This is a genomic window from Enterobacter sp. TCD1-1, assembly GCF_020567405.1.
In the GTDB taxonomy this organism is placed as follows: Bacteria; Pseudomonadota; Gammaproteobacteria; order Enterobacterales; family Enterobacteriaceae; genus Enterobacter; species Enterobacter quasiroggenkampii.
Window position 1 is genome coordinate 188,596 of sequence record NZ_JAJCXF010000005.1, and the last position, 17,671, is coordinate 206,266.

The window sequence follows — 17,671 nt, forward strand, 5'->3', positions numbered from 1 at the left end:
AACATGGCGTGCCGCTGCGATTCGTGATCGCATTCATGGTTTTATTTTGACCAATCAGGTCTACTTTTTACGGTAAATATGGACATGTCAGGACGCCATCCACGCCCTGATAAGGGCAGAGAGGTCTACTGGTGATCTACAAATCCATTGCTGACAGATTGCGGCTGCGGCTGAATTCGTCGGACTACAATATCGGCAGTCCGCTGCCGGGCGAGAAAGCGCTGGCGCAGGAGTTCGGCGTGGCGCGAATGACCATCCGCAAGGCGCTGGATCTGCTGGTGAGCTGGGGGCTGGTTGAACGGCGGCACGGCAGCGGCACGTTTGTGTCACGCAAAGACGTTCACCACGAAACCACCAACCTGACCGGGCTGGTGGAGGTGTTGCGTCAGCAGGGAAAAGAGGTGCAGAGCAAGGTGCTGCAGTTCGAAGTGATGCCCGCCCCGCCCGCCATCGCCAGCCAGCTGCGAATTCAGGTGGATGAGCGGATCTACTTTTCCCGACGGGTGCGCTACGTGGACGGAAAGCCGCTGATGCTGGAGGACAGCTTTATGCCGGTGAAGCTGTTTCGCAATCTGTCGCTGGCGCATCTTGAAGGGTCAAAGTTTGATTACATCGAGAAGGAGTGCGGGATCACCATCAGCGGCAACTACGAGAGCCTGACGCCGGTGCTGGCCGATAAGCAGCTGGCGGGTTATATGAACCTGCCGGAACAGACGCCGCTGCTGCGTATCACCTCCCTTTCCTACAGCGACAGCGGCGAGTTCCTCAATTATTCCGTGATGTTCCGCAATACCAGTGATTACCAGGTGGACTACCATCTGCGACGCATCCACCCGGACGACCTGCTAGCCCATCCCCCAGAACAGCACCGCCAGTAGCTGCGGCGTAATGATGCGCAGGAACATCACCAGCGGGTAGACGGTGGCATAGGAGAGCGCAGCCGCGCCGCTGGTGCTGTGCAGGTTGTTGGCAAAGGCCAGCGCGGGCGGATCGGTCATGGAGCCCGCCAGCATGCCGCACAGCGTCAGGTAGTTCATTTTGGCGAACATCCGCGCCAGTATGCCCACCGTCAGCAACGGAATCGCCGTGATAAAGATGCCGTAGCCGACCCAGCTCATCCCTTCGCCTTTGATCAGCGTATCGACAAAATCCCCGCCGGACTTCAGCCCGACCACCGCCAGGAACAGCACGATGCCCAGCTCGCGCAGCGCCAGGTTGGCGCTCGGCGGCATAAACCAGTAGAGCTTACCGATGCAGCCGATACGCCCGAGGATCAGCGCCATAATCAGCGGCCCGCCCGCCAGGCCCAGCTTGAGCGCCACCGGGAAGCCCGGCACGTAAAGCGGGATGGAGCCAAGGAGTACGCCAAGCCCAATACCGATGAACACCGGCAGCATCTGCACCTGCTGCAGTTTCTGTTGGGCGTTACCCACCATATCCGCCACGGCGTCGATGGACGAGGGGCGACCCACCAGGTTGAGGATATCCCCGAACTGCAGGCTGGCCTCGGGGCTGGCGACAAGCTCGACACCCGCACGGTTGAGGCGGGAGATCACCACGTCATAGCGCTCTTTTACCTGCAGATCGCGTATTTTTTTACCCAGTACGTGCTCGTTAGTCACCACAACGCGCTCCACCCGCATATCGGTGCCGCGCGTGGAGAGCGAGGTATCCACTTCCTGACCAATCACCAGACGGGCGTTGTTCAAATCGCCGGGCTGGCCCACCAGGTGCAGCAGATCGCCTTGCTGAATGATGGTGCCGGGCGCGGGCACCATCAGCATATCGTCGCGCTTAAGGCGGGAGCAGATGATATTGGCGCTGTTCAGGATCGGCACGTCCTGAATCGCCATATTGTTCAGGTTGGGGTTATCAACCCGAATGTTGATGGTTTTGATCGGCATATGGCCGTTGGTGAGCGTGGTTTCGTGGTCCTTTGCCTCTTTATCGACGTTAATGCGAAACAGGACGCGGACCAGCCACATGGAGAGCAGAATGCCGCAAATGCCAAACGGATAGGCCATGGCGTAGCTCATCCCCATCTGGTCGACGATGCCGGGTTCGATGCCCAAATCGCGCAGGATTTGCTGACCGGCACCGAGCGCGGGCGTGTTGGTGACCGCCCCGGAGAAAATGCCCAGCACTACGGGCAGAGGAATAGCAAAGATCTTATGCAAAATGGCGGTGACCAGCCCGCCCATCACCACAATGCCGAGGGCAAACAGGTTGAGCCGTAAGCCGGAGACACGAAGAGAGGCGAAAAAACCCGGCCCCACCTGAATCCCGATGGTATAGACGAACAGGATCAGGCCGAACTCCTGAGTAAAGTGGAGCATTTCGGCGCTCAGCACCAGCCCGAGCTGGTCGGCAAAGTGGCCGACAAAAATGCCGCCAAACAGCACCCCGCCTATCCCAAACCCGACGCCGCGGATTTTGATATTCCCTATCCACAGGCCAACAACAGCGACCAGGGCCAACACGCTGACGGTTAACGCGATATCACTCATGATCCACTTCCTTGGCATAACCTTAGTTATGCTAAGGATTCTCTCAGAGCCGTGGGCGGTTGTATGGGCGATGGCGCACAAAAAAGCCCTGCCGGGGCAGGGCCTTGTGCGGTCTGTGAGCGGTGTCGGGTGGCGGCTGCGCCTTACCCGACCTACAGGTTCGGTGGGATTGTTAACTGTTTAACGCCGGCCGGTCGCTAATGGCGATACGCTGTGGCGCGATGGCTTCCGGTACGTTACGGGTCAGGTCAATATGCAGCAGCCCGTTGGTAAACGTTGCGCCGGAGACGTCCATATGGTCTGCCAGAGTAAAGCTCAGGCTAAACGGCTGATTAACCAGCCCCTGATGCAGCCATTTGGTCTCGGTCTCTTGTTTCTCCGGCGTACCTTTCACGGTCAGACGCGTGCCTTCGAGCTGGATATCCAGATCCTCCTGACGGAAGCCGGCCAGCGCCAGGGTGATGCGATAGTGGTTATCGTCGCTTTTTTCGATGTTGTACGGCGGAAACGTCTGTTGCTCAGCGGTGTTTTGCAGGGCATTAGCCAGTTTGTCAAAACCAATCCACTGACGAAGTAAGGGGGATAAATCATAGTTACGCATACTAAATCTCCTTCTGAGAAGCGAGTTCGGCACAGTTTAATTTTGTGCGCAGTTGTTCCTGCAAATCCGGATGGATTCGCATATGCTCCCGTTACGGCAAGCAAGTCTGGGTGGGCCGCTCGCGCGACCCGCATAATTAGTTAATTTCGATACGACGCGGTTTTTTCTCTTCCGGAATCACACGTTCCAGTTCGATAAACAGCAGGCCGTTAACCAGGTTCGCGCCTTTCACGTGAATGTTCTCGGCTAACTGGAACTTGCGTTCAAAGTTGCGCTCAGCGATGCCCTGGTAAAGGTAGGTACGTTCTTTCTGCTCGGCCGTATGGGAACCTTTCACCACCAGCAGGTTGTCCTGCGCGGTGATCTCCAGTTCGTTTTCTGCAAAACCGGCGACGGCAATAGCGATGCGGTAGTGGTTTTCGTCAACCAGCTCAACATTGTATGGAGGGTAGCCGTTGCTCTGGCTTTGGTTATTTTCTAAATGGTTAAACAGGCGGTCAAAACCAATTGCAGAACGGTATAGCGGAGAAAGATCGAAGTTACGCATAAATAAAACTCCTGAAATCAGCGAGAAAATTAAGCCTTCCACCATGGACAGGCCTTTGCGCCCCCCGAACACCCATCAGGCGAGTTCGTTATCGGGTCGTATTCTTAAAATGGGTCTGCAACCGGGCTTTTCAAGCGCGACGACTGCACTTTTTTTTGCACTTTCCTGCATCTCGCTTAGACTGGGACAACAGCACAAAGGGTTAAATTGCGATGGCTGCCACAGTGCGGGGTTATCGGGCTATCCATTTTGGTTAAGGCTCGTTATAACCCTGAGTTGCAGGTCTATGCAGTGCCATTAACGATGACTGAGTGATGATGAAAAATGTTCTGATAAAGCTGACGACGTTCAGCGGGGTTGTTTTACTTTGCGGGTGTTCGAGCGTGATGTCTCACACCGGCGGTAAAGAAGGAACATATCCGGGGACGCGTGCCAGCGCGGCGATGATCTCCGATGACGATACAAACTGGGGCACCAAATCCCTGGTTATCCTGGATATGCCGTTTACGGCTGTGGCGGATACGCTTTTGCTGCCATGGGATATGTTTCGTAAGGACAACTCCGTGCGCTCACGGGTAGAAAAAAGCGAGCAGGAGAATCTGGCGACAAACGCCGTTATCCCGCCCGCTGACATGCCTCCACGCTAGTTCTGCGCGGTTTCCGTTAACCAAAGTTGACGGAAACCTCCTGTCTCTTCCATCCACGCGATAAAGCGCCCGTCCGGAGAAAACACGACGGCATCAGCAGACGGCGGATTGCCGTGATCGGACGTCAAAAACGTCACCTCTCCAGTCTGCGCGTCACAGCAGGCGATCCGGTTTTCGAGCACAAACCCCAGTCGGTCACCCGCCGGATGCCAGTTAAACGCAGACTGAATACCGCTCGCGGTCTGCGTCAGCTGGCGCGGCTCGCCGCCCTCAGGCGATATCAGCCACAGCTGCACAATGCCGTTATCGTCGCGCATCAGAAACGCGATCTGCGTTCCCTGCGGGTTGCTGCGAACCCAGTGACGCGGCACGTTCACCAGACCCGGATAGGCCCTCTGATGCGTAAAGGTCAAACGACGCTGCTTCACCCCTGCAGGCGGGGCTGGCAGGGTCTCTTCGGTGCCCTGCAGCGGCGCATCGCCCGCGCGTTTCCAGCCCTGCTCGTCTTCCGGCAGGTCGACGATAAACAGTTCCGGGACTTTTTCGCCCTGCGCAGAGAGGGTATCACCGATAAACGCCAGCCTGGTGTTGCCCACCCAGCCCTCTTCATAGGCGCGGTTAATCTCGTCGCTGCCCGGTTGCGGGTTGGGCGTCGTGCGGCTGACCAGCACGCTCCAGTAAGCGCCCGGGTATTCGCGGGGATGGTTACCCTGCGGCTTCACCGGGCCATAAGGCGCCGCCACGCCGACGTTGCGTAAATCACGTTTAGGGTCGCGCACGTGCAGCACGTGATCGTTATAGGTAAAGCTGACGAGCTGGCCGTTCGGGCTGAAGACATGGACGTGGCTGCCGCCGCGCAGCGCGCCAGGGGTGTACGGCGAAGTGATATCCATCGCGTCCAGGTTGCTCACCTGACCGTGATGCGCAATCACCCCCTGACGATGATGAAAATCGTAGTGCCAGTCTGCATCCGGGTTTTTCGGACCGTGGATGAAGACGTATTTCTCTTGCGCAGGATGAACGGTCACCACGCCAACGTGCGCGCCGTCAGTGGCGCGGTAAACCACGTCTACCTCGCCCGTGCCGACGTTGACCCGCTCGATGGTTTCTCCGGTGAACGATGCACCTGACGGGCGCACGTCATAGACCAGCCACTGGCTGTCCGGCGTCCAGGTATTGATGTTGGTCAGCTGGTGGTTGCGGGAAGCGAAGGTGATTTGTTTCATGAGGATACCCTGATGCGCAGTTATCGCATCAGGGTATAGCAAGCGGGTGTTTAGTTCAGCACAAACTTCTCAATGGCGTAAGCCACGCCGTCTTCGAGGTTAGATTTGGTGACAAAATTAGCCACTTCTTTCACCGACGGAATGGCGTTATCCATCGCCACGCCCATGCCCGCGAATTCAATCATCGCGATGTCGTTTTCCTGGTCGCCCAGCGCCATGATTTCGTCCGGCTTGATGCCCAGCGCGTCGGCCAGCGATTTCACGCCGGTGCCTTTATTGACGCGTTTATCGAGGATTTCAAGGAAGTACGGCGCACTTTTCAGCACGGTGTATTTCTCTTTCACCTCGGCCGGAATGCGCGCAATCGCTTTATCCAGGATCTCCGGCTCGTCGATCATCATCACTTTCAGGAACTGGGTGGCCGGATCCATTTTTTCGGCTTCACAGAACACCAGCGGAATGGTCGCCACGTAGGATTCATGTACCGTGTAGTAGCTGATATCACGGTTGGCGGTATAAAGCGTATTGCGATCGAGGGCGTGGAAGTGGGAGCCCACTTCACGGGACAGTTTTTCCAGGAACCGGTAGTCATCGTAGCTCAGCGCGGTTTGCGCAACCGTACTGCCATCCGCGGCTTTCTGTACCAGCGCGCCGTTATAGGTGATGCAGTAGTCGCCAGGCTGATTCATGTGCAGCTCTTTCAGGTAGCTGTGCACGCCCGCATACGGACGCCCCGTGGTGAGGACCACATTCACACCCTTGGCGCGTGCCGCGGCGATCGCGTTCTTAACGGCTGGAGAGATAGTGTGGTCTGGCAGCAACAGCGTGCCGTCCATATCGATTGCAATAAGTTTGATAGCCATGAGTTCCCCGGGATAAATGAGTGCTGCCTCATGCTAACGCGATTAAGCACACAAAAATAGAGCTATATTGCGCAACAAAAGCCCCCTTTTACGCTTATCCCGGGGAATAAAAAATTACTCGCGAGTGAGAACGATTTTACCAAACGCACCGCGATCCAGATGCTCAAGTGCCTGTTCAAGCTCGTTAAAACGGTAGCGATGCTCAATCACGGGTTTCAGTCCGGTGACATCAACAGCGCGGACGAAATCTTCCAGCGCCCTGCGGTGTCCTACGCCGATCCCCTGAATGACGGGAGATTTCAGCAACAGTTCGCCAGCAGAGAGCGAAATGTCAGTGCCGGCCAGCACGCCAATGACCGAGATACGTCCATGAACGGCAACGGCGCGCAGGGAGTGCTTCAGGTTCTCCCCGCCCACGGTTTCAATAATATGGTCGATGCCGCGATCCTGCGTCAGTGCCAGCGTATTTTCAGCCCAGTCGCCTTTCAGGCGGTTGATGCCCTGGCTGGCCCCCAGTTTTTTGGCCAACGCCAGCTTTTCATCGCTCCCCGAGGTGACAAATACCTCTGCGCCGTGCGCTTTGGCAATTTGCAGGGCGAAAATCGCCACGCCGCCCGTCCCCTGTACCAGCACCGATTGCCCGGCGCGCAGCTGGCCGCGTTCCACCAGCGCGAACCAGGCGGTAAGCCCTGCACAAGGCAAGGTGCTGGCCTCTGCGTCATCCAGGGTTTCCGGCGATGCCGCCAGCGCGTCTTCCTTCACAATCACATACTCGGCCAGCATTCCCTGGAAGTATCCACCGGACGTTCTATAGGGCAAATTGCGCGCGTCCGCCTGCGGTTTACCGTCGATCCACTCCGGGAAAAAGGTTGAGATAACGCGAGCGCCGGGCTGGAAACGCGTGACACCTTCACCAACGCTGTCTACGACGCCCGCCATGTCAGACGCCGGGGTAAACGGGAAGGAAAGCGGAATCGGCATCGTGCCTTCAACCACCATTTTATCGCGATAGTTGAGCGCAACGGCATTCACCCGTACGCGTACTTCACCCGGGCCTGGCTGTGGAATGGGCTCCTGAGTGAGTGTGAGGCTCTCGCGCCCGAGGGCGTTCATCGTCCAGCGTTGCATTGTCTGTGTCATTTCTCTCTCCTGCGATCAAATAAGCTTCAGTACCGACAGTCTAGCGTTGACTCTTCGTCACCAGTGGCGATAAGTTTTCTCTTTATTGATGCCTGAATGGATACAATCCATGACCGATACGCTGAAAGATATTCCTGTTTTTGTCGCTGCCGTGGAGGCAGGAAGCTTTGCACAGGCCGCAGTTCGCCTGCACCTGTCGCGCTCGGCGGTGGGAAAAAGCATTGCTCGCCTTGAGGCACGCCTCGGAGTACGGCTCTTTCAGCGCACCACACGCAGCCAGCGGCTCACCGATAACGGCGCCCTGTTCTACGAGCGCTGTCTGCGCGCGCTGGAGGAGATTCGGGGCGCAGAGTCGCTGCTTGAAACAGGGAAACAGCAGGTCAGTGGCCGCCTGCGTGTTGCCATGCCGGTGCTCTTTGGTCGCCAGTGCGTCGCGCCGCTGTTGATTGAACTGGCGCAGGAACACCCCGGGCTTGAGCTTGAAATGTCGTTCAGCGACCGCGTGGTGGATCTGGTGGAGGAAGGGTTTGATATGGCGGTGCGTAACGGCACGCTGCAGGACAGCAGCGTGCTGGTCGCCAGAAAGCTGGGGGAACACCGCATGGTGCTATGTGCCGCGCCGGATTATCTGCAGAAGAAAGGCCAGCCGCAAAGCGTGGCTGATTTACCCCATCATACGGCGATTAACTATCTGCGCGCAGGCAGAGTCCTCTCCTGGCAGCTGATGGATAATGAAGGGACCTCGCACAGCTTTACTCCCCGTTCATCACTCAATATGGATGATTTGCAGGCCATATGCGACGCGGCGCTGACCGGGCACGGCATTGCCTGGCTCCCCTGCTGGATGGCCATTAAAGAAATCCATCAGGGAAAACTCGTCCCGCTCCTGAAGCAGGCGCCGGATGTCCATTTTGACGTCCATGCGGTCTGGCAGCAGACGCCACACCTGCCGCTAAGGGTAAGAATCGCCATAGACACGCTGGCGAACCGTTTACCGTCCGTGATGTCGCTGGATATGCCTGCGCCCATAAAAAAGCCGCGCTAAAAGCGCGGCCAGTTATCGTGCGGTATCACGTCGATTAAATATCGATATTTGCCGCTTTCAGGGCGTTCTCTTCGATGAAGGCACGACGTGGTTCAACCGCATCGCCCATCAGAGTGGTGAACAGCTGGTCTGCAGCAATCGCGTCCTTAACGGTAACGCGCAGCATGCGACGGCTTTCCGGATCCATGGTGGTTTCCCAAAGCTGCTCCGGGTTCATTTCGCCCAGACCTTTATAGCGCTGGATCGCGAGGCCGCGACGGGACTCTTTCACCAGCCAGTCCAGCGCCTGCTCGAAGCTGGCTACCGGCTGACGACGTTCGCCACGTTCGATGAACGCATCGTCTTCGATCAGGCCGCGCAGCTTCTCGCCGAGTGTGCAGATGCGACGGTATTCCGGACCGGTCACAAATTCGTGCTCCAGCGGGTAGTCGGTATCGACGCCGTGGGTACGCACGCGAACGATCGGCTCGAACTGATGATCGGCGTTCTGCTGAACATCGCATTTCCACTGGCTGCCGTGCTGCTCTTTCTCGTTCAGATCGGTCACCAGGGCGTTCACCCAGCGGGTGACGGTCTGCTCGTTGCTCAGATCGGCTTCGGTCAGGGTTGGCTGATAAACCAGCTCCTTCAGCAGCGTTTTCGGATAACGGCGTTCCATACGCGTAATCATTTTCTGCGTGGCGTTGAACTCGGACACCAGCCGCTCCAGCGGCTCACCGGCCAGTGCAGGAGCGTGCGAGTTCGCGTGCAGGGTTGCGCCATCAAGTGCGATCGCGATTTGGTACTGATCCATCGCTTCGTCATCTTTGATGTACTGTTCCTGCTTGCCTTTCTTCACTTTGTACAGCGGCGGCTGGGCAATATAGACGTGGCCACGTTCAACGATTTCAGGCATCTGACGATAGAAGAAGGTCAACAGCAGCGTACGAATGTGCGAGCCGTCGACATCCGCATCGGTCATGATGATGATGCTGTGGTAGCGCAGTTTGTCCGGGTTGTACTCGTCACGGCCGATGCCGCAGCCCAGCGCGGTGATGAGCGTCGCCACTTCCTGAGAAGAGAGCATCTTGTCGAAGCGCGCCTTCTCAACGTTGAGAATTTTACCCTTCAGCGGCAGAATCGCCTGGTTCTTACGGTTACGGCCCTGCTTCGCAGAACCGCCCGCGGAGTCCCCTTCCACAAGGTACAGTTCGGACAGCGCCGGGTCGCGTTCCTGGCAGTCAGCCAGCTTGCCCGGCAGGCCGGCTAAGTCCAGCGCGCCTTTACGACGGGTCATTTCACGGGCTTTACGCGCCGCTTCACGGGCACGCGCCGCATCGATAATTTTGCCCACCACGATTTTCGCGTCGGACGGGTTTTCCAGCAGGTATTCGCTCAGCAGTTCGTTCATCTGCTGCTCAACCGCCGATTTCACCTCAGAAGAGACCAGCTTGTCTTTGGTCTGTGAGGAGAACTTCGGATCCGGCACCTTCACGGAGACAACGGCAATCAGGCCTTCACGGGCATCGTCACCGGTGGCGCTGACTTTCGCTTTCTTGCTGTAGCCTTCTTTGTCCATGTAGGCGTTCAGGGTACGGGTCATCGCCGCACGGAAGCCTGCAAGGTGAGTACCACCGTCACGCTGTGGAATGTTGTTGGTGAAGCAGTAGATGTTTTCCTGGAAACCGTCGTTCCACTGCAGCGCCACTTCCACGCCGATACCGTCTTTTTCGGTGGAGAAGTAGAAGATATTCGGGTGAATAGGCGTTTTGTTCTTGTTCAGATACTCAACGAACGCCTTGATACCGCCTTCGTAGTGGAAGTGGTCTTCTTTGTTGTCACGCTTGTCGCGCAAGCGAATCGAGACGCCGGAGTTCAGGAACGACAGTTCACGCAGGCGTTTCGCCAGGATGTCGTACTCGAACTCGGTGACGTTGGTGAAGGTTTCGAGGCTCGGCCAGAAACGCACCATGGTACCGGTTTTGTCGGTGTCGCCCGTAACGGCCAGCGGTGCCTGCGGCACGCCGTGCGTATAGAGCTGACGGTGGATTTTGCCTTCGCGCTGGATAACCAGCTCCAGCTTCTGCGACAGGGCGTTTACTACCGAAACACCCACGCCGTGCAGGCCGCCGGAAACTTTATAGGAGTTATCGTCGAACTTACCGCCTGCGTGCAGGACGGTCATGATCACTTCCGCCGCAGAGACGCCCTCTTCCGGGTGAATACCGGTTGGGATGCCACGACCGTCATCGGTGACGGAGACGGAGTTATCCGCATGGATGGTGACCACGATGTCTTTACAGTGACCCGCGAGCGCTTCGTCGATAGCGTTATCTACCACCTCGAATACCATGTGGTGCAGACCGGTGCCGTCATCCGTGTCGCCGATATACATACCCGGGCGCTTACGCACCGCATCCAGCCCTTTCAGGACTTTGATACTGGAGGAGTCATAAGAATTCGACATCAACGTTTCTCGCTCATTTCAACTTGGGTTAATCCGTTATTTTACCCTTTTCCACGGTAAACATCTTCGAATTTTCGTCCGACATGTCTATAACGTGTTCAGCGCTTATCGCGCTGACGAAAACCTGCGACTGCGTGGCTTTTAAGCGGCTGGCAAGCAGCCCGCGCCGCGCGTCGTCAAGTTCCGAGGCAAAATCATCTATCAGGTACAGGCAGCGTCGCCCGCTCTCGCGGGTAAGAAACTCCCCCTGTGCCAGGCGTAGCGCACACATCAGGAGCTTGAGCTGCCCGCGCGACAGCGTGTCTTCCACCGGCGCACCGTCAGCACGAATGCGGAAATCCGCCTTGTGCGGGCCGTGCGCGGTGTAGGTCAACATGCGGTCGCGCTCGAAGCTTCTCTCTAACACCTCGGCATAGTCCGTCTCTTTCTCCCAGCCGCGCTGGAAGGAGAAGGTGAGAGAGAACTCGGGTAAAAACTGTTTGCAGGTGTCGGCCATGTCTTCGGCGATACCTGCGCTGTATTCGGCACGCCAGCGGCTGATCTGTTCCGCGAGAGGGATTAACTCCATGTCCCACGGACGCAGCTGGGCGTAGCGCGTCACCTGACGCAGTGCGGCGTTACGCTGCTTGAGCAGACGCTTCAGGTTGCTCCAGGCGTTAAAGAATCCGGCTTCGTTGTGAAAGCATCCCCAGTCGAGGAACGCTCTTCTGTATTTGGGGCCGCCGTTGAGTAAAGTAAACCCCTCGGGCGTGATCAGCTGCATCGGCATCAGCAGCGCCAGCTCGGCCACCTTGTGACCGTCGGTACCGTCGATGCGCACCTTGCTGTCGCCCTGCTTGTCTTTGGTCAGGCCGATGGCGGTCTCCCGCTCCTCGCCCTGTAAACGCCCGTGCAGAACAAAGGATTCCTGCTCGTGGCGAATGACGCGACCAATCTGCAAACTGCGAAACGCCCGGCCGTGGCCGAGCGTATAGATGGCTTCCAGCACGCTGGTTTTGCCGCTGCCGTTCGCGCCAACCAGGAAGTTAAAGCCAGGGGATAAAGCGAGATCCGCGCTCTCGATGTTGCGAAAGTCGCGGATCAACAGACGGGTGAGCGACATTACAGTCTCATTGGCATGACAACATAGGCAGCCGACTGTGATGCGGCATCTTCAATCTGTACGCTCGAAACGGAGTCGGTCAGCAGGATGCGCACGTTCTCGCATTTCAGCGCATTCAGCACATCCAGCACGTAGCTAACGTTGAAGCCGATTTCCATCTCAGCCCCGGCGTAGGTGACGTCCAGAATCTCTTCTGCCTCTTCCTGCTCCGGGTTGTTGGCGGTGATTTTGATCTGGTTTTCACTCACATACAGACGCACGCCGCGGAATTTCTCGTTAGAGAGAATGGCCGCACGTGCAAACGCCTGCTTGAGGCTATCGCAACCGGCTTCCAGCGTTTTGTCCGGGTTCTTCGGCAATACGCGGCGATAATCCGGGAAACGGCCGTCAACCAGCTTCGATGTGAAGACAAAGTCGCCCACGTGAGCGCGGATGTTATTGCTGCCGATCTGCACGCGCAGCGGCGTGTCGCCACCGTCGAGCATACGCATCAGCTCAATCACCCCTTTACGCGGCACGATCACCGAATGGTTTGGCAGTGAGTCGCCAATCGGCATGGAACAGACCGCCAGACGGTGGCCGTCGGTCGCCACGGTACGCAGCTCTTCACCTTCGGTTTCGAACAGCATGCCGTTTAAGTAGTAACGAACGTCCTGATGCGCCATGGAGAACTGCGTGGCTTCAATCAGACGCTTCATCGTCGCCTGCGGCAGGGTAAATTCCACTTCGCTCTGCCAGTCGTCCAGGTTCGGGAAGTCCGCAGCAGGCAGCGTGGAGAGCGAGAAACGGCTGCGGCCAGAGCGTACCAGCATACGGTCGCCTTCCAGCTGCACGGCGATTTCAGCGCCTTCCGGCAGCCCGCGGCAGATATCAAAGAATTTACGTGCCGGAACCGTGGTCGCGCCCGCGTCGTGCGGCTGCGTCAGCGTAACGCGCGCGATCATTTCCATTTCCAGATCTGTACCGGTCAGCGACAGCGTACCGTCCGCGACCTGAAGCAGCAGGTTTCCGAGAATAGGCAGCGTTGGGCGGCCGCCTAATGGGCCACTCACCTGTTGCAGCGGTTTTAATAAATGTTCACGTTCAACGGTAAATTTCATAGCGTCACGATGATAATGTTCTGATTAGATTGGAAAAATCTTCTTTTATGTCGTGGCTTTCTTCGCGTAACTGCTCAATCTTGCGACAAGCGTGCAGCACGGTCGTATGGTCACGGCCACCAAACGCATCCCCGATTTCCGGCAGACTGTGGTTGGTTAACTCCTTTGCCAGCGCCATCGCCATCTGACGCGGACGCGCCACCGAGCGGGAACGACGTTTAGACAGTAAATCTGCCACTTTGATCTTGTAGTACTCAGCCACCGTCTTTTGAATATTGTCGATAGTGACCAGTTTTTCCTGCAATGCCAGCAAATCGCGCAGCGCTTCACGCACAAAATCGATGGTGATCGCACGACCGGTGAAGTTGGCATTGGCGATAACGCGGTTCAGTGCCCCCTCCAGCTCGCGCACGTTGGAGCGCAGACGCTTGGCAATGAAGAACGCCACTTCACCCGGCAGGCGAATGTCGTTTTCATCGGCTTTCTTCATCAGGATCGCGACGCGGGTTTCCAGCTCCGGTGGCTCGATCGCCACGGTCAGGCCCCAGCCGAAGCGGGATTTCAGACGATCTTCAACGCCGTTGATCTCTTTTGGATAACGATCCGAGGTCAAAATGATCTGCTGATTACCTTCCAGCAGGGCGTTGAAGGTGTGGAAAAATTCTTCCTGCGATCGTTCTTTGTTGGCAAAGAACTGAATGTCATCGATCAGCAGCGCGTCAACGGAACGATAGTAGCGTTTAAACTCTTCGATCGCATTGTTTTGCAGGGCTTTTACCATGTCCTGAACGAAGCGCTCGGAGTGCATATACACCACTTTGGCATTGGGCTTGCGCGCCATAATGCCGTTGCCTACCGCATGAAGAAGGTGCGTTTTACCCAGACCCGTGCCGCCATACAGAAACAGCGGGTTGTAGGCCCCACCAGGGTTATCAGCAACCTGGCGAGCCGCCGCGCGCGCCAGCTGGTTCGACTTACCTTCAACGAAGTTATCGAACGTGTGTTTCACGTTTACGTTAGAGCGGTAGGTTGGCTCAGCCGGTGCGGGAACATTATCCCAGCCCTGACGAGCGGGTGCGACGCGAGGGGCCGGAACAGGAGCGGCCTGAGCAGGCGCTGCGACGTTCACGGTTTCACGAACGGTTTGGGTGACCGGCTTTGTACCCACTTCAAAGCGCAGCTGTGGGGCATCTGACCCGCAGAAATCGTTCAGCAGTCCATTGATGTTATTAAGGTATTTGTCCCTTACCCAATCGAGCACAAAACGGTTTGGCGCATACAAAGCCAGCGTGTTATCGCTCAGTTCCGCCTGCAACGGGCGGATCCACATACTGAATTCTGTGGCTGGTAACTCATCCTGCAATCGGGCAAGACACTGCTGCCAAAGCGAAAGTGACACGGCGGACTCCACTCGAACAATAAAAGAAAACTATTGAATATTCATGATTGTTGGCGCACATCGGCATGACCCTGTGTAAAGGGGGACGTGCGAATTGCTATCTGCAATTTATCCTGACCAGGATCCTGGGATCCCGATCGGGACCGCGGATCATAGCCTAAACTGAGCCAGAGATCTTCTGTTTCTCACAGATTCTTCCCGATTTATCCACAGGAAGATCAGAAACCGGTTAAGTGTAAACGATCCTGGCGCGAGTGCCCCACGATTTAGCCCGCATATTGGAAAAATTAATGAGCACAGACAATTTATTGCTTAAATGATCTAACGAAGATCCGGGACGATCCTTGCGCTTTGTCGGTGAGCCCGTATAATCCTCGACCCGGCGCGTGATGCTCATCTTCCTGCGTCGTCCGTTGCTCATTTTCCACGCGAAAACGTGCGGAAATACGCGGGAAATAAGGAAAGAGAATTGACTCCGGAGTGTACAATTATTACAATCCGGCCTCTTTAATCACCCACGCTGAGGCGTTAGTCGTTCGAAACTCGTTCGGGTATACGCAAAAGTCAGTGAATTTATTCAAGTTTAGGTAGAAATCGCCATGAAACGCACTTTTCAACCGTCTGTACTGAAGCGCAACCGTTCTCACGGCTTCCGTGCTCGTATGGCTACTAAAAATGGTCGTCAGGTTCTGGCACGTCGTCGTGCTAAAGGCCGCGCTCGTCTGACCGTTTCCAAGTAATAAAGCTAACCCCTGAGTGGTTAAGCTAGCATTTCCCAGGGAGTTACGTTTGTTAACTCCCGCTCATTTCACTTTCGTCTTCCAGCAGCCACAACGGGCTGGCACGCCGCAAATCACCATCCTCGGCCGCCAAAATTCGCTGGGGCATCCCCGCATCGGTCTCACAGTCGCCAAGAAAAATGTTAAGCGTGCGCATGAACGCAATCGGATTAAACGTCTGACGCGTGAAAGCTTCCGTTTACGTCAGCACGAACTGCCTTCAATGGATTTCGTGGTGGTGGCGAAGAAAGGGGTTGCCGACCTCGATAACCGTGCTCTCTCGGAAGCGTTGGAAAAATTATGGCGCCGCCACTGTCGCCTGGCTCACGGGTCCTGATAGCCCTCATTCGGGTCTATCAACGCCTGATTAGTCCGCTACTCGGGCCGCACTGCCGTTTCACACCAACATGCTCAAGCTACGGAATTGAGGCATTGCGCAGGTTTGGAGTGATAAAAGGCAGTTGGTTGACGGTGAAACGCGTATTAAAATGCCACCCTTTACACCCAGGTGGAGACGACCCCGTCCCCCCAGGACCCTTTGATACCAGAGAACACTAACGATGGATTCGCAACGCAATCTTCTTATCATCGCTTTGTTGTTCGTGTCTTTCATGATCTGGCAGGCGTGGGAGCAGGATAAAAATCCTCAACCACAACAGCAGGTCACGCAGACAACGACCACCGCAGCGGGTAGCGCCGCCGACCAGGGCGTACCGGCCAGTGGCCAGGGGAAACAGATTACGGTTAAGACCGATGTGCTTGAGCTGACTATCAACACCCGTGGTGGTGATGTTGAGCAGGCGCTGCTGTTAACCTACCCGAAAGAGCTGAAGTCTAACGAACCGTTCCAGTTACTGGAAACCACGCCTGAGTTTATCTACCAGGCGCAGAGCGGCCTGACCGGTCGTGATGGCCCGGATAACCCGGCTAACGGTGCGCGTCCACTGTATAACGTCGAGAACGACACCTTTGTGCTGGCTGATGGTCAGAACGAACTCGTGATCCCGATGACGTACACCGATACCGCAGGCAACACCTTCACCAAAACCTTCACCCTGAAGCGCGGTGAATATGCGGTGAACGTGGGCTACAGCGTACAGAACGCCAGTGCGAAACCGCTGGAGCTGTCGACCTTTGGCCAGCTGAAGCAGTCCATCAATCTGCCGTCACACCGTGACACCGGAAGCAGCAACTTTGCGCTGCATACCTTCCGTGGCGCGGCGTACTCCACGCCTGACGCGAAGTACGAGAAATACAAATTCGACACCATTGCCGATAACGAAAACCTGAACGTCAGCGCTAAAGGCGGTTGGGTGGCGATGCTGCAGCAGTATTTCGCAACGGCATGGGTGCCAAATAACGACGGTACCAACAACTTCTACACCGCGAACCTGGGTAACGGTCTTGCCGCCATCGGCTACAAATCTCAGCCGGTTCTGGTACAGCCGGGTCAAACTGGTAAGCTGGCAAGCACCCTGTGGGTTGGCCCGGAAATTCAGGACAAAATGGCCGCTGTTGCGCCGCACCTGGATCTGACCGTGGATTACGGCTGGTTGTGGTTCATCTCTCAGCCGCTGTTTAAGCTGCTGAAGTTCATCCACAGCTTCCTGGGTAACTGGGGCTTCTCCATCATCGTTATCACCTTCATCGTTCGTGGCATCATGTACCCGCTGACCAAAGCGCAGTACACCTCCATGGCGAAGATGCGCATGCTGCAGCCGAAGATTCAGGCAATGCGTGAGCGTCTGGGCGATGACAAACAGCGTCAGAGCCAGGAGATGATGGCCCTGTATAAAGCAGAGAAAGTGAACCCACTGGGTGGTTGCTTCCCGCTGCTGATTCAGATGCCAATCTTCCTTGCGCTGTACTACATGCTGATGGGTTCCGTTGAGCTGCGCCACGCGCCGTTCGCACTGTGGATCCATGACCTGTCCGCACAGGACCCATACTACATCCTGCCGATCCTGATGGGCGTGACGATGTTCTTCATCCAGAAGATGTCGCCGACCACCGTGACCGACCCGATGCAGCAGAAGATCATGACCTTTATGCCGGTCATCTTCACCGTGTTCTTCCTGTGGTTCCCGTCAGGTCTGGTGCTGTACTATATCGTCAGCAACCTGGTGACCATTATCCAGCAGCAGCTGATTTACCGTGGTCTGGAAAAACGTGGCCTGCATAGCCGCGAAAAGAAAAAGTCCTGATCCGATAAGTTAACGCTAAAATAAGGGCGGTCGATTGACCGCCTTTTTTATTTGTATTGAACGAG

The 17,671-nt window shown here is 56.4% G+C and carries 17 protein-coding genes, 1 pseudogene and 1 other annotated feature; of the genes and pseudogenes, 8 read left to right on the top strand and 10 right to left on the bottom strand.

Annotated elements, in window-relative coordinates:
* Nucleotides 1–131: 131 nt before the first annotated feature.
* On the top strand, nucleotides 132–878 hold the full coding sequence (locus LJA86_RS18690) for a GntR family transcriptional regulator (protein WP_023618235.1): 747 nt from the start codon (nucleotides 132–134) through the stop codon (nucleotides 876–878).
* Here the strand turns inward: LJA86_RS18690 and LJA86_RS18695 are convergent.
* The 3 genes from LJA86_RS18695 to ibpA all read right to left on the bottom strand — a co-directional run bounded on the left by LJA86_RS18695 (nucleotide 846) and on the right by ibpA (nucleotide 3,655).
* Nucleotides 846–2,507 (bottom strand): putative transporter, encoded by a 1,662-nt coding sequence (locus LJA86_RS18695; protein WP_229226569.1) that lies wholly within the window; start codon nucleotides 2,505–2,507, stop codon nucleotides 846–848. The genes LJA86_RS18690 and LJA86_RS18695 overlap by 33 nt on opposite strands.
* A 172-nt stretch (nucleotides 2,508–2,679) precedes the next feature.
* Nucleotides 2,680–3,108 carry a small heat shock chaperone IbpB gene (gene ibpB, locus LJA86_RS18700; protein ID WP_008500161.1) on the bottom strand — a complete coding sequence of 143 codons (429 nt, stop codon included), beginning with the start codon at nucleotides 3,106–3,108 and terminating at the stop codon, nucleotides 2,680–2,682.
* A gap of 136 nt (nucleotides 3,109–3,244) precedes the next feature.
* Complete coding sequence (gene ibpA, locus LJA86_RS18705) at nucleotides 3,245–3,655, bottom strand: small heat shock chaperone IbpA (RefSeq protein WP_008500162.1); 411 nt, start codon at nucleotides 3,653–3,655, stop codon at nucleotides 3,245–3,247.
* Nucleotides 3,649–3,720 (bottom strand) — a sequence feature (ROSE (Repression Of Heat Shock gene Expression) occurs in the 5'-region of heat shock genes and acts as an RNA thermometer to modulate expression.). It overlaps the preceding gene by 7 nt.
* A 249-nt stretch (nucleotides 3,721–3,969) precedes the next feature.
* Here ibpA and LJA86_RS18710 point away from each other — a divergent pair.
* Nucleotides 3,970–4,302, top strand: coding sequence for a YceK/YidQ family lipoprotein (locus LJA86_RS18710; protein ID WP_032662055.1), 333 nt, complete (start codon nucleotides 3,970–3,972; stop codon nucleotides 4,300–4,302).
* Here LJA86_RS18710 and LJA86_RS18715 read toward each other — a convergent pair.
* The 3 genes from LJA86_RS18715 to LJA86_RS18725 form a co-directional block, all read right to left on the bottom strand.
* Nucleotides 4,299–5,528: a DUF3748 domain-containing protein gene (locus tag LJA86_RS18715; RefSeq protein WP_229226570.1), complete on the bottom strand. Its 1,230-nt coding sequence runs from the start codon at nucleotides 5,526–5,528 to the stop codon at nucleotides 4,299–4,301. The two genes, LJA86_RS18710 and LJA86_RS18715, sit on opposite strands and share 4 nt — an antisense overlap.
* Nucleotides 5,529–5,578: 50 nt before the next feature.
* On the bottom strand, nucleotides 5,579–6,391 hold the full coding sequence (yidA, locus tag LJA86_RS18720; RefSeq protein WP_008500165.1) for a sugar-phosphatase: 813 nt from the start codon (nucleotides 6,389–6,391) through the stop codon (nucleotides 5,579–5,581).
* A 114-nt stretch (nucleotides 6,392–6,505) separates the two neighbouring features.
* The gene (locus LJA86_RS18725; RefSeq protein WP_126535073.1) at nucleotides 6,506–7,531 is read right to left on the bottom strand and encodes a zinc-dependent alcohol dehydrogenase family protein; all 1,026 of its coding nucleotides are present in this window, start codon (nucleotides 7,529–7,531) and stop codon (nucleotides 6,506–6,508) included.
* Nucleotides 7,532–7,640: 109 nt separating this feature from the next.
* On the opposite strand from LJA86_RS18725, the gene LJA86_RS18730 reads away from it, so the two are divergent.
* Nucleotides 7,641–8,576: a LysR family transcriptional regulator gene (locus LJA86_RS18730; protein ID WP_229226571.1), complete on the top strand. Its 936-nt coding sequence runs from the start codon at nucleotides 7,641–7,643 to the stop codon at nucleotides 8,574–8,576.
* 34 nt (nucleotides 8,577–8,610) lie between these two features.
* Here the strand turns inward: LJA86_RS18730 and gyrB are convergent, their stop codons facing one another.
* Genes gyrB through dnaA form a run of 4 tightly spaced genes read right to left on the bottom strand, consistent with a single transcriptional unit; the run spans nucleotide 8,611 to nucleotide 14,623 of the window.
* A complete protein-coding gene (gene gyrB, locus LJA86_RS18735; protein WP_045909362.1) occupies nucleotides 8,611–11,022 on the bottom strand; it encodes a DNA topoisomerase (ATP-hydrolyzing) subunit B in 2,412 nt (803 codons plus the stop codon).
* 28 nt (nucleotides 11,023–11,050) lie between these two features.
* Complete coding sequence (gene recF / locus LJA86_RS18740) at nucleotides 11,051–12,124, bottom strand: DNA replication/repair protein RecF (protein ID WP_048030318.1); 1,074 nt, start codon at nucleotides 12,122–12,124, stop codon at nucleotides 11,051–11,053.
* Nucleotides 12,124–13,224: a DNA polymerase III subunit beta gene (gene dnaN / locus LJA86_RS18745; protein WP_008500170.1), complete on the bottom strand. Its 1,101-nt coding sequence runs from the start codon at nucleotides 13,222–13,224 to the stop codon at nucleotides 12,124–12,126. Before dnaN ends, recF begins: the two co-directional genes overlap by 1 nt.
* A gap of 4 nt (nucleotides 13,225–13,228) precedes the next feature.
* A complete protein-coding gene (gene dnaA / locus LJA86_RS18750) occupies nucleotides 13,229–14,623 on the bottom strand; it encodes a chromosomal replication initiator protein DnaA (protein WP_039267117.1) in 1,395 nt (464 codons plus the stop codon).
* A gap of 320 nt (nucleotides 14,624–14,943) precedes the next feature.
* Between dnaA and LJA86_RS22310 the strand changes: the two are divergent.
* From LJA86_RS22310 to yidC, 5 genes and pseudogenes are all read left to right on the top strand, one after another.
* Nucleotides 14,944–14,994: pseudogene (locus tag LJA86_RS22310) on the top strand (hypothetical protein); the annotation flags it as partial.
* Nucleotides 14,995–15,222: 228 nt separating this feature from the next.
* Nucleotides 15,223–15,363, top strand: coding sequence for a 50S ribosomal protein L34 (gene rpmH / locus LJA86_RS18755; protein WP_000831330.1), 141 nt, complete (start codon nucleotides 15,223–15,225; stop codon nucleotides 15,361–15,363).
* A gap of 16 nt (nucleotides 15,364–15,379) precedes the next feature.
* A complete protein-coding gene (rnpA, locus tag LJA86_RS18760) occupies nucleotides 15,380–15,739 on the top strand; it encodes a ribonuclease P protein component (protein WP_024907873.1) in 360 nt (119 codons plus the stop codon).
* On the top strand, nucleotides 15,703–15,960 hold the full coding sequence (gene yidD / locus LJA86_RS18765; RefSeq protein ID WP_001307474.1) for a membrane protein insertion efficiency factor YidD: 258 nt from the start codon (nucleotides 15,703–15,705) through the stop codon (nucleotides 15,958–15,960). Before rnpA ends, yidD begins: the two co-directional genes overlap by 37 nt.
* A 2-nt stretch (nucleotides 15,961–15,962) precedes the next feature.
* Nucleotides 15,963–17,606, top strand: coding sequence for a membrane protein insertase YidC (yidC, locus tag LJA86_RS18770; RefSeq protein WP_048030316.1), 1,644 nt, complete (start codon nucleotides 15,963–15,965; stop codon nucleotides 17,604–17,606).
* Nucleotides 17,607–17,671 lie beyond the last annotated feature (65 nt).

Excerpts from the sequence above, each read along its gene's own strand:
- LJA86_RS18695 (WP_229226569.1), bottom strand. The coding sequence starts at position 2,507 with ATGAGTGATATCGCGTTAACCGTCAGCGTGTTGGCCCTGGTCGCTGTT.
- ibpB (WP_008500161.1), bottom strand. The coding sequence starts at position 3,108 with ATGCGTAACTATGATTTATCCCCCTTACTTCGTCAGTGGATTGGTTTT.
- ibpA (WP_008500162.1), bottom strand. The coding sequence starts at position 3,655 with ATGCGTAACTTCGATCTTTCTCCGCTATACCGTTCTGCAATTGGTTTT.
- LJA86_RS18710 (WP_032662055.1), top strand. The coding sequence starts at position 3,970 with ATGATGAAAAATGTTCTGATAAAGCTGACGACGTTCAGCGGGGTTGTT.
- LJA86_RS18715 (WP_229226570.1), bottom strand. The coding sequence starts at position 5,528 with ATGAAACAAATCACCTTCGCTTCCCGCAACCACCAGCTGACCAACATC.
- yidA (WP_008500165.1), bottom strand. The coding sequence starts at position 6,391 with ATGGCTATCAAACTTATTGCAATCGATATGGACGGCACGCTGTTGCTG.
- LJA86_RS18725 (WP_126535073.1), bottom strand. The coding sequence starts at position 7,531 with ATGACACAGACAATGCAACGCTGGACGATGAACGCCCTCGGGCGCGAG.
- LJA86_RS18730 (WP_229226571.1), top strand. The coding sequence starts at position 7,641 with ATGACCGATACGCTGAAAGATATTCCTGTTTTTGTCGCTGCCGTGGAG.
- gyrB (WP_045909362.1), bottom strand. The coding sequence starts at position 11,022 with ATGTCGAATTCTTATGACTCCTCCAGTATCAAAGTCCTGAAAGGGCTG.
- recF (WP_048030318.1), bottom strand. The coding sequence starts at position 12,124 with ATGTCGCTCACCCGTCTGTTGATCCGCGACTTTCGCAACATCGAGAGC.
- dnaN (WP_008500170.1), bottom strand. The coding sequence starts at position 13,224 with ATGAAATTTACCGTTGAACGTGAACATTTATTAAAACCGCTGCAACAG.
- rpmH (WP_000831330.1), top strand. The coding sequence starts at position 15,223 with ATGAAACGCACTTTTCAACCGTCTGTACTGAAGCGCAACCGTTCTCAC.
- yidD (WP_001307474.1), top strand. The coding sequence starts at position 15,703 with ATGGCGCCGCCACTGTCGCCTGGCTCACGGGTCCTGATAGCCCTCATT.
- yidC (WP_048030316.1), top strand. The coding sequence starts at position 15,963 with ATGGATTCGCAACGCAATCTTCTTATCATCGCTTTGTTGTTCGTGTCT.